The following is a 10,905-nucleotide window of genomic DNA, read 5'->3' on the forward strand; positions in this document are numbered from 1 at the left end:
TCTGAATACCGTCTGATTACTTTGTCATTTTTGTACATAATGTTTAAAATAATGTAGCCTTTATTCAGGACGGGTCATAATTATTGCCAACGGTTTTGTGTATGGTTAGTTGCGTGTTTCAGCAACTAATTTAGTAAACAAAACCGAACGCGAGAAAATTCCGAAGGAATTTTCCAAATAAGCAACGACCAAAGCAATTAATTATACACGTTGTTACCTGCTGGCTGCTTTCAATGCTTATGCAATTATTTTGAAATAAGTGTTTTTATTTCCTCTGTTTTTAGTTATTGCGTTCATTTTAAAACAGTAATAGATTTACACTTTTCTATAGTTAATAGTTCTAAATTTTCAAAAATATGAAATGAAATAGCGATTGTATTTTTACCACTATAATGTCCAATTATTTAAGTCGATTTTTGTTAGCTCCAATCAGAATGTTAATTAGATTTTTTTATTTTTTCTAATGTAGATTTATAGTTCTTTTCGTCACTTGCTCTAAAAATAGCTGAAAGCTTTAAATCTATATTTAAATTCATAGATTCTAAAAACTCTATAATATCCTTAGAATATAATTCAACAGCTTGACTTTTAAATTTTATGAGACCATCTTGTCCTGTTTCAACCGAATAGTAATTTTCCATTTTTTTTAATTTGGCACTATTTTTAGCTAGATCATAACCGCTTTTTGAAGGCATATAAAGATGATATTCTTTAGAAGACTTAATAATCAAAATTCCAAGCCCTGTTTCACTTTTTCCTTTTTCATTCCACATTGTGGCTTGAACAATAAATTTATTTTTTACTTTAGATTCTTTTAGCCTAATATATACTTTTTCATTAAAATTTGGCCCTTCCATTTCGCCTACCCATATTTTACTTTTATTAAATACACCAGCACTATTAAACTTAAAAGTCATTCCTGATTTTTCATTACCTTTGTCATCAATGGCATAAACTAACCAATATTTTTCAGAAATATTTGAAGAATCACTATTAACATCATTGAGTAAGAGCCGTTCTGTGGCAATACCTGAACAATTCAGAAGTGAAATAATAAAAGTAAAATAAACAAAGATTTTAATTTTTAAGTTTTTCATTAAAGGATTTGATTGGTTTAGATAAAGATATAAAATTATCAAATATTTGAAAATAAATTTCTATGGAAGAATTAGAGTTCTAATTTTATTTTTTATTAATGCGTAGAGTTTTCGAGTACGCAAAGAACATGAAATTATACAACTACTGGCTTTTTATTCGCTCTTGCTGTCATTTTATTAAGCTTGCAGGTAACGTGTTTGTGTATGGTTAGTTGCTTAGCGACTAAAGATAGCAAAAGGGGACGAGTCTGAGGGAAATTCGGAGAATTTTCCGATTAGAGATTACCATACTCTAGCAATTAACTATACGCGGTGTTGTGCGCAGGCTTTTTTTAATCAGATTGATGAACCCAATACAGTTCTCCATTTCTATATGTTATTATTCCTCCACCTGCTTCTTCTTTTCCAACGTATATACTTGGTCTCTCCAATTTCACAATTTTGTCGCCAACTAATTCTCCATCTTTCACGACAACCTCAAAAGTTTCCTTATCAGAAACAACACACCATAAATTAACCCAACCAATAGCATTTGGAAATCCGTTATATTCTTCTTTTCCACAACCAATTGAAATTAAATCTTGTCCTTTTTCTTCAATTATTAATTTCGGGCAATCTTTTTTGTCAAAGTATATTCGTTCCAATATTCCGTTTCCATTTAGGTCAAGACTTATTGTATCTGTAACACGATATTCTTTGTAATTGTTAAATTCAAAAAACTCTGGATGTGTCCAATCTCCAACCTTTTTATTTTCAGATTTAAGTGATTCAGTTTTTACTTTTTCAGTCCGTTCAATTTGTTTTTCAATGACTTTAGTTTCAATAACGGATTCTGTTTTAAGAACTTTTGTTCTGCTATTGACATTTCCTTTGTCTTTACAACTTAAAACAGTAATTAATGTTAAAATCAGAAAGAAATAGTTTTTCATTTAGTTCGGTTTTCAGCTTGCGCACAACGTTGTTGTATATGGTTTGTTGCGTGTTTCAAGCAACTAATTTAGTAAATAATTACCGACCAAGAAAGTCCGCGAGGACTTTCGTAAATAGGCAAGAAGCCAGCAATAAATTATTTACTTTGTTGTGGGCAGTGCTTTGCTATTCTGTTTTTCACTTACTATTTCTAATGTTCAATGACTTTTGTTTTATCCAATTAATCGCAATGTTTATTGGTTCAGTTCTATTAGTGTTGTGACCTAATGACGGAAATAAAACATATTCGAAAGGTTTGTTTTCTAATTTTAGAGCGTTTAGATGTTCAATACACATTTTCACAGGAATCTGAATGTCTTGTTCTCCAAAAATCCAAAGACCAGGAATTGAAAGAGTTCTCAAACTCTCTTTTGGGTCAGTAGCTTCAAATTGATATTTATCAGGGTCGTTTTTAATGTGTTCACGTGCGTCTTTTTCTGTATGATTATCCCAAAAATCTGTTCTCCCATTTGTATAAAACTGAAATCTTAATTGTTCAAGAGTAGTTATCGTAGGGCAACTTAATAAAACCATAAACTCTACCAATGGGTTTTCATTTGCTACAATTGGAATTATCCATCCTGCTTGACTCGCACCTATAAGTCCAATAGGTAAATCTTTTTCTTTATTATGAATTATATTAATAGCGGAACTTGCATCTTTTGCTAATAGATTTAGATTTTCAATACTAATATTATTCGTTCCTACTTCCGGTCCAGCATAAACTCCGCCAGACTTTCCAACACCACGTTTATCATATGTCAATACCAAAATATCATTTTTAGCTAACAATTCAGCGAACTTCGTCATTCGAGGTACTTGGTCAGAGCCGTGAACGATGACAACTGCTGAATGCGGATGATTAGGACTATAAATTGTACCTGCCAATTTAACTCCCTCACTCTCGAAAGTTATATTTTCTGTTTTTATAGAATCAATCAATTCAGTTTTTTCTTTAGTAGGTGTCGTGTTTTTTGGTTCAACTGATTTCTTGCAACTAGTTAAAGTTACAAATAGAGTTAATAATAAAAGGCGATTTATAAATTTCATTAAATAGTTTTTGTCAATTATTCTTCAACGGGATTTTTGGTCGCATTGCCCACAACGGTTTTGTATATGGTTTGTTGCGTGTTTAAGTAACTAATTTAGCAAATACAAACCGAATAGAAAATCCGCGAGGATTTTCGTAAGTAGGCTAGAACTAGCAATAAATTATATACGGTGTTGTAAGTAGTGCTTTTATTATCTTTTCATCGCAATATTTTCGTGAACCCATTTAACTTCATCTTTCGGTTCAATTTCTCCAACTTTACTACTACACCTGCTAAATGTCGCAGCTGGAAAATCATAAGGTTTACTATCGTCAAAATATGGTCCAACCACACCTAACATCCATCCATTTTCTGCAGCCCAATGTGGTTTATTTGTCATATACTTGAATACGTGATAAAATACATTATTCCCGTCAAAATCTATTTTTACTTTTTCAAGATGTTTTATGTCATCAGGTGCTTTGTCTAATTCAGTCGGGAATTCAAGCCAGTTAACCAATTTACTTTCTGCACCACTTTCAATGGTCAAATATTCTTTAGGGAACAGTTCCATTTTATTATTTTCAGATAGTATTTGGTAAGTCAGTTCTCGAGTCTTATTATCTTTCGCATATTCCAGAACTTCTTCTTTTTTTATTTCTTCTCCGTTTTCTAATTTTTCTAAAAGTGGTTTGATTCTTTCAAATCTCAACTTATGAGCTTTAGCACTTTCTTTTTTGAATGCAAAATATCTGTATAGAATGAACAGAATTATAATTCCAATTACTATAAATATTATTTTCATATGTCGGTTTTTCGCATTACTTACAACGGTTTTGTGTATGGTTAGTTGCGTGGTTAAGCCACTAATTTAGTAAACAAAAACGAACGCGATAAAATTCCGAAGGAATTTTCCAAATAAGCACTTGCCAAAGCAATTAATTATACACGTTGTTGTCCACAGTTATTTTTTCGACTCCACTTTCGATTCTAAATAAATTCCTCCATTAACTTCATAAACCACTACCATTTTTAATTCCAAATCTGCAAGTTCGTCACAACAGATTCCGTATTTTTCTTTATCAGCGTAAATCGCAGAATAGGCTTTGCTCAATTCCAACACCAAGTCTTTCCTTTTAAATCCATTTTCATTTTCAATTTCGTAACCTATTATTCTATCTAAAGGAAAATCGATTATCAGTTTGGCTTTTGTGCTGTCGGTTACCATTTGTTCCGCACCATATAGTTTTTCTAATTCAGGCGTTTTTAGGTTTATTCCGCCAACACCACCTTTTTCTCGAATATATCTTTTCCCATTGTCGCCTTCAATTTGGAATGGATTTGCGGATTTTATCATTCCGCCATACATTAAGTCAGTTTTTTCAATTTCTACAAACTTTTCCGATAGTGGTTTTGTTCCACAACTAATGAGGTAAAAAACTACGGTAAAAATTATTAAACTGCTCTTTTTCATAATTGTGGGCAACGTGTTTGTGTATGATTTCGTTGCGTGTTTAAGCACAAAAGTTAGCAAATAAATCACAGATAGAAAGTCCGCGAGGACTTTCGTAAGTAGGCTATAACCAGCAATGAATTATACACGGTGTTGGCATTAGTTTTTTGCAAATTCAATTAACTGTTTGAAATTTCCTTTATCAGCTTCTCTTAAAGCTTTTATATATTGATTTCTTGTTTCGTTAGCTTTAACCATATTTGATTGATGCCAAGAAAATATTTCATTGCCAAATATTGATTCCATAATTATATCAGCCATCATCCTTGAGTGTCTTCCATTTCCATTTGGAAAGCAATGAATGGATACTATGCGATGTTTAAATCTTATAGCTATTTCTTCAGGTGGAAAAGTGTTGTTATCTATCCAATATTTAGTGTCGTCTAATAAATTTTTTAATTCAATTCCAATTTGTGTCCACGGAATTCCAATGTTCTTTTCAGTCTTTCTAAATTCTCCTGCCCATTTCCATACATCACTATACATTTTTTTGTGTAAGTCTTTCACAAACTTTTCAGTTAAAATTTTTTCTAGTTTGAATTTTGAATGAATAGTCCATTCAACTGCTTTTTCAATGTTCAATTGCTCAAATTCATCTAGTTCTCCTTGAGTAGTGATAGACTTTATTTTAAGACCTTCCTTTTCTTCTTCGTCTAAAGGTGTTTGTCCATCTTTATAATCGAACTCTAATCCCATAATGATTTTTTCATCTCTCGTTTTATTTCGTTAGCAAGCTCCTTTATGGTTTTGGCTATCTTTTCATCTCCAATTCCTTGGTCCTCTAATTTCATATTTTGGTTAGTTCTTAAAACTATTTTTCGGGCCAGCTTTTCTGCTTTTATTTGAATTAAATCGTTTATGGTCCCATTTATTGGAACCAGTGCATATACTAATTTCAAGTCAATTGCATTGGCTACATCTTTTAAAGAATTAAGCGTTATCGTACCATTAGCTTCACTTTCCTCTATTCTTTTTACTCCTTGTCTCGTTATATTTAATTTGGCACCAAGTTGTGCCATTGTCATATTAAGTGATGTCCGAATTGTATTTATCCATCCACGTTCTGGGACCAGGACCTTTCTGGTTTCAGAGAATGGTTGAAGTTTTTGGTCCAATTGCTCAATTAAAAGTTTTTGCTTATTTCTCATATTTGTAACTCTTTAAGTTTACAAAATAATATAATTGTAAACATATGAATTTACAAATATATAGAAAAGTAATCATATGTGTTTACAAAAAATAAAAAAAGTAAACAATTAAGTTTACTTTGAGTTGTTCTGTTAAATTAATGCCAACGTGTTTGTGTATGGTTAGTTGCGTGTTTCAGCAACTAATTTAGTAAACAAAAACGAACGCGAGAAAATTCCGAAGGAATTTTCCAAATAAGCACTTGCCAAAGCAATTAATTATACACGTTGTTGTGGCACGTATTTTTAAAAATCCAACTCGTCTGGAACTGGTTCAGAATCATCTAAAGATTCGAGCGATTCACTTTTTTTCCAATAGTCTTTGTAAAATTGAGCCTGCTTTTCAATTTCAATATTTTTGTTGTTTAATTTTCTATGAAAAGAAGTAAGAATTATACTTGAAATATCATCAGGATGTGTAATTCCAATTTCTTGGAAAGAAAGGCTTAATTCGTTATTTCCATTCCAAAGTTTCCATTGATTTCGTAAATACTGACCATAACTGTGATGTAATTCGGAAACAGCTTCTTTTTCAGGTTTGAGTTTAAATTCATTTTTCAAATTATCAGCCCATTCGCATTCAAGAAATTCAACAGATTCGTTCAAGTTTTTGGGAATATAATTCTCTGTATATAATTCACATTTTTTTTGAGCACAGTTAGAAATCAAAAAAGCAGTAAAAATGATGAATAGTGTTTTTCTCATATGTGCTACAACGTTGTTGTGTATGATTAGTTGCGTATTTTAAGCACTAAAGTTAGTAAATAAAACACAGATAGAAAGTCCGCGAGGACTTTCGTAAATTGGCTAAAACCAAGCAATTAATTATACACGGTGTTGTAAGTAGTGCTTTTTTCATTCAGTTTGTTTTCCGATGTTTCTTATTTAGTTCAAATGTGAGCGTTGGCAAGACATACTCTTTTGCAATTTTCGGCTTTTAGCGTTGGCTGGTGCGAATTGCAAAAGTGTATGGCATTTAGCTTTGGTAATTTAATAAGTTCCTCCGTTTTCAATAACTTCTTTTATTCCTAAAATTTCTGTTAGCATTTTATCAATATCATAATTTAAAACCCATTCAGGGATTTCCGATTTTTCAGGTATTAATAAATATTTTAATGTTCGATTTGCTTGCCTACCATAATTGAATCTATATTTATTTGCTCTTAAACAAATGCAGTAATAAAGCATTTCTTGGTCGCTTAATTCAATTTTTGGTTTTAAATAATATAAATCTCTTCCACTATAAAAAGGTTCTTTTTGTAAAAAACTTTCCATTACAGAACCACCACCAGCAACAGTAATTACACCTCCAGAAGTTGGTTCAAGACTTTTGTATTTTTTGACTTTTGCTGAAACACCATTGTTTTTCGCAGTTCTAGAAACAAAGTTTATTCCTTTAGGGTCTATTTCGAGTTTGTTTAATTCTAAATTAACTCCATACACTACGTCAAATATTTTTTGAACTTCAACCATATTATTTTTCTTCTGCTGAGTTTATTAAATTGTATACTAAGAACTTTCTGAGTGCAATATCGAAATCCTTTTTTGTGATATTATTATAATCTGTTTCCATATATGATTCTGCACACCATTCTTCATTATGTGTGACTTTTTGTTTACGACAAAAGCCAGCTATATTTTCTTTGTTTCTATAACTTTCTATCCAATGAGATTTCACTTCATTCCATTTTTCATTTTGGTCAATACGTCCATAAATTTTTGTTTTAATAAATTCGTCATTTTTCCAATAACCAAACCAAGTTTTTAAATTTGTTTCTGAGTGAGGTATTTTGGCCTTAAAAACCATAATACAAGTTACAACACCAACTGGGTAAAATAAATCATCAGGCATTGACATTACAGCATCTAAAGTGTGATGTTTTAATATTTCTTCACGTAATGTATGTGGTGTAATTGCACAAGACATTGGCACTATAGCAATACCTATACCTCCTTTTACTAAACAATCTAACATTTGCTTAATAAAAACAAGCTCGTGTAAATCTTCATCTCCTTGAGCAAATGGTGGATTTAACATTCCAACGTCACAGTTATGTTTTTTTATAGCCTCAATGATTCCTTCGTCAAAACAACTTCCTTGGTGTAAATTTGCTTTCCCATCTCCTCGTAGAATCATATTACTTGCACCAAGAGCATACATATTTGGTTGTTGTTCTATCCCAATTAGACCATTGGCTTTAATATTATCTTCCTCTTCCTTTGTGACGGATTTTTTAAGCATATTATGCATTGCAGAAATAAGAAAACCACCAGTTCCAGCGCAAATATCAAGTACTTTTGATTTTGGTGTTACGTTGGCGATGTGTGAGAACAAATCCGTAATATGACGAGGTGTTAAAACTATTCCTAAGGCTTTTTTATCTCCACCAGTATATTTTAAAAATTCTCCATAGAATTGACCTACAACATCGAAATCGTGATATACACTAATGAATGGCCAAACTTTTTCATTAAGCATTTTGATAAGTTCAAAAAGAACACTTCTTGGATACTTCTTTGTTGGCTTGCCTAATTCAGGATGGACAGCAATCGAAGAATAAGGCTGTGTCATACTATATTCTTTAGAATGTGGAATATCTGCTTTTTTAAATTCGCTTTTTATTACACGCATCCATTCTTTTTGAAGTTCTGAAGGTGTATATTCATCAAAACTTTTTGTGAATGCTTTATTTTTAAGAGCAATTAATGTTCCACTTACTAATAATGGTTTTTCGCTTTCTGTTAATTTTGCGTGATCACGCATAAACTCGTGTAGTTCACGAGAAAAAGCCATTAAATCGCTATGTCTTCTTTTTGCAACATCTGGATCGAAAGTTCCGTGTTCAATGTAATCATCTAATGAGATTATTGAGGATATCTTTTTTCCAGATTTATTTAGCAATAGTTTTGCAGATGTATTTCCTTTAGGAATAATCCAATTTGAGATTTTCAAACTTGATTTTGTCTGGCCACTTACTGCAACCGCAATAACATTATAAGATTTGGCAAGTTTTTTTGCATAATGTAAAACTCCATCAACAGCGAAATCAACAGGTTTGTCTAATTTTGGGCTTTGATGTTTTTTTGTATCTGCTTTACATTCAAAAACTACTATAAAGTCAGGTGTATCAGATGTGGAAATAATAAATTCAGGTGCTCCAGTTCCGCCTTTTCCAGTTTTACTTGCTCCTTTTAGAAGTTTTTTTACTTCTTCAATTTGACTTTTTTGTTCTTCTACAACAGTTTCTTCTTGCTCGTAGTATTTTAAATTTCTTAATATATCTCTAACTAAATTTTCAGTTATTCTTTCGTTTTTACTCACTCTTTGGTTGGTGTTTTTAATTTCTCAAATTTAGCTTTATTTTGAGCGTTGGCAAAAAAATAGCTCTTTTGGTTTTTTAGTGTTGGCTTATGTGTCGGAAAAAAAACCAAATGTGCTATTTGAGCGTTGGCTTTTTTAGTTCAAATGTTCGATTTTAGTTCGATTTCCGCATTACTTACAACGTGTTTGTATATGGTTTGTTGCGTGGTTAAGCAACTAAGTTAACAAATAAAAACCGAATAGAAAATCCGCGAGGATTTTCGTAAGTAGGCTAGAACCAAGCAATAAATTATATACAGTGTTACCCACCGTTTTTATCCGTTTAGTAATTCCGATTCTAATAATGATAATGATTGTTCAATTCCTTCATCAACTATTTTTCCTCTAACTTTGACTTTACTCAATTCCTTTACTTTCCGCTTGTCAGATTTGTTTGTAAAATATACAATTATATCTCGATTTTGTCCTTTATAATCAACTTTTGCTAATAAGTATATGCGTCCACCACCAGCTCCAGTCACTTGAGTTTTAAATTCAGTTAATTCAGTTTCAAAGTCTTCTGTTTTTTCGAATAAACTCCAATAATTTTCAAAAGTATCTCTAGTAATTTTTGAAGTGCTAAATTGACCTTTAAAATCGCTAAATACTAAATTGCTATCAGTCCAAAAACCATAATTTTTTTTGAATGGCATTTTCACAATTATTCGCCCTTTTTTATCCATTCCGATTTCACGTTCTGGAATTCCAGTTTCATTATCTAACTCAATAATCCATTTTTCTACAAGGTCAAATTTATTCTCAAAATCAGGATTTGCTTTTGGAATTATTGCGCCAAAAATTCCGATTAACGCTTTTTTAAAATTCCGTTTTACAATTCCTTCTGCTTGAGTTTTTTGCTTGCTTTTCGGTAATTCAAATTCTATGTATGATGTTTTTTTCAAATGGTGGGTAACGTGTTTGTGTATGGTTAGTTGCGCGGTTAAGCAACTAAATTAGCAAACTTTTACGAACCCGTGAAAATTCCGAAGGAATTTTCCAAATAAGCACTTGCCATAGCAATTAATTATACACGGTGTTGTGGTGTCGTTTTTTATTCTTAATTGTCCCAATAATCGCCATTCGCAATCTTTTTGGAAATGGTTTTTATTTGTTGATTATATTTTCCTATTGGTTCGTATTTCAATAATCTTTGATTTTCAGACAACCATTTCTCAATAATTCCAGAAGTCCAAATTTCAGGTAGATTGCTTTTGTCTAAATAACCAGACATAAATGCAAATTCATTAACCATAGTTAACTTGTCAAAATCATATTCAGACGCTTTTCTCGGGAAATTTTCAATAATGTAAGATTGATGGCAACATTGTAAATGTTCAGCGTAAAGTTTGGTGAAAATCAGCGTAACGTACTTTTCGTGAACATCCTTGTCAATAGTCCGTAACTCCTTAAATGCTTTAATAATTCCAATTGGAATTGAGTCTAACTTTTCCGAACGATTTGGTGCGTAATGTTCAGAAAATTCCGCTACAATTTTTTTCGAATCCTGTGTTTTTAATTCCGATTCCGAGTTTTTATTTTCCTCAAATTCCGCAATTCTTTCATTCCACATATCTATTTGTTTCTGCTTTTGATTACAACTAATCAGCAGAAATAAAATCGGTAAAAAAAGGATTTTGTTTAAATTCACAATGTTTTTCTTAAATGCACCACAACGTGTTTGTGTATGGTTAGTTGCGCGGTTAAGCAACTAATTTAGCAAACTTTTACGAACCAGAGAAAATTCCGA

12 protein-coding genes are annotated in these 10,905 nt (G+C 31.6%); all 12 read right to left on the minus strand.

What is annotated here, in order from left to right; all coding sequences use genetic code 11:
* Positions 1–437 precede the first annotated feature (437 nt).
* On the minus strand, positions 438–1,097 hold the full coding sequence (locus tag Q0891_RS16950) for a hypothetical protein (protein ID WP_299103531.1): 660 nt from the start codon (positions 1,095–1,097) through the stop codon (positions 438–440).
* Positions 1,098–1,429: 332 nt separating this feature from the next.
* The gene (locus Q0891_RS16955) at positions 1,430–2,026 is read right to left on the minus strand and encodes a hypothetical protein (protein WP_299103533.1); all 597 of its coding nucleotides are present in this window, start codon (positions 2,024–2,026) and stop codon (positions 1,430–1,432) included.
* 178 nt (positions 2,027–2,204) lie between these two features.
* A complete protein-coding gene (locus tag Q0891_RS16960) occupies positions 2,205–3,008 on the minus strand; it encodes a S9 family peptidase (protein WP_299103534.1) in 804 nt (267 codons plus the stop codon).
* A gap of 300 nt (positions 3,009–3,308) precedes the next feature.
* Positions 3,309–3,902: a hypothetical protein gene (locus Q0891_RS16965; RefSeq protein ID WP_299103535.1), complete on the minus strand. Its 594-nt coding sequence runs from the start codon at positions 3,900–3,902 to the stop codon at positions 3,309–3,311.
* Between the two features lie 159 nt (positions 3,903–4,061).
* Positions 4,062–4,571 carry a hypothetical protein gene (locus Q0891_RS16970; RefSeq protein WP_299103536.1) on the minus strand — a complete coding sequence of 170 codons (510 nt, stop codon included), beginning with the start codon at positions 4,569–4,571 and terminating at the stop codon, positions 4,062–4,064.
* A gap of 138 nt (positions 4,572–4,709) precedes the next feature.
* Complete coding sequence (locus Q0891_RS16975; RefSeq protein ID WP_299103537.1) at positions 4,710–5,306, minus strand: mobile mystery protein B; 597 nt, start codon at positions 5,304–5,306, stop codon at positions 4,710–4,712.
* A complete protein-coding gene (locus Q0891_RS16980; RefSeq protein WP_299103538.1) occupies positions 5,297–5,758 on the minus strand; it encodes a mobile mystery protein A in 462 nt (153 codons plus the stop codon). The genes Q0891_RS16975 and Q0891_RS16980 overlap by 10 nt, the downstream gene beginning before the upstream one ends.
* Positions 5,759–6,043: 285 nt before the next feature.
* The gene (locus Q0891_RS16985; protein ID WP_299103539.1) at positions 6,044–6,403 is read right to left on the minus strand and encodes a DUF6794 domain-containing protein; all 360 of its coding nucleotides are present in this window, start codon (positions 6,401–6,403) and stop codon (positions 6,044–6,046) included.
* 384 nt (positions 6,404–6,787) lie between these two features.
* Positions 6,788–7,270 carry a restriction endonuclease subunit S gene (locus Q0891_RS16990; protein ID WP_299103540.1) on the minus strand — a complete coding sequence of 161 codons (483 nt, stop codon included), beginning with the start codon at positions 7,268–7,270 and terminating at the stop codon, positions 6,788–6,790.
* Position 7,271: 1 nt separating this feature from the next.
* A complete protein-coding gene (locus Q0891_RS16995) occupies positions 7,272–9,119 on the minus strand; it encodes an N-6 DNA methylase (RefSeq protein WP_299103541.1) in 1,848 nt (615 codons plus the stop codon).
* Between the two features lie 314 nt (positions 9,120–9,433).
* On the minus strand, positions 9,434–10,060 hold the full coding sequence (locus tag Q0891_RS17000; protein ID WP_299103542.1) for a hypothetical protein: 627 nt from the start codon (positions 10,058–10,060) through the stop codon (positions 9,434–9,436).
* A 155-nt stretch (positions 10,061–10,215) separates the two neighbouring features.
* A complete protein-coding gene (locus tag Q0891_RS17005) occupies positions 10,216–10,728 on the minus strand; it encodes a hypothetical protein (RefSeq protein ID WP_299103543.1) in 513 nt (170 codons plus the stop codon).
* Between the last annotated feature and the right edge of the window lie 177 nt (positions 10,729–10,905).

Source organism: uncultured Winogradskyella sp., from assembly GCF_947498005.1.
GTDB lineage: Bacteria > Bacteroidota > Bacteroidia > Flavobacteriales > Flavobacteriaceae > Winogradskyella.

Coding starts and splice junctions, on each gene's coding strand:
- Q0891_RS16950 (WP_299103531.1), bottom strand. CDS start 1,097: ATGAAAAACTTAAAAATTAAAATCTTTGTTTATTTTACTTTTATTATT.
- Q0891_RS16955 (WP_299103533.1), bottom strand. CDS start 2,026: ATGAAAAACTATTTCTTTCTGATTTTAACATTAATTACTGTTTTAAGT.
- Q0891_RS16965 (WP_299103535.1), bottom strand. CDS start 3,902: ATGAAAATAATATTTATAGTAATTGGAATTATAATTCTGTTCATTCTA.
- Q0891_RS16970 (WP_299103536.1), bottom strand. CDS start 4,571: ATGAAAAAGAGCAGTTTAATAATTTTTACCGTAGTTTTTTACCTCATT.
- Q0891_RS16975 (WP_299103537.1), bottom strand. CDS start 5,306: ATGGGATTAGAGTTCGATTATAAAGATGGACAAACACCTTTAGACGAA.
- Q0891_RS16980 (WP_299103538.1), bottom strand. CDS start 5,758: ATGAGAAATAAGCAAAAACTTTTAATTGAGCAATTGGACCAAAAACTT.
- Q0891_RS16990 (WP_299103540.1), bottom strand. CDS start 7,270: ATGGTTGAAGTTCAAAAAATATTTGACGTAGTGTATGGAGTTAATTTA.
- Q0891_RS17005 (WP_299103543.1), bottom strand. CDS start 10,728: ATGTGGAATGAAAGAATTGCGGAATTTGAGGAAAATAAAAACTCGGAA.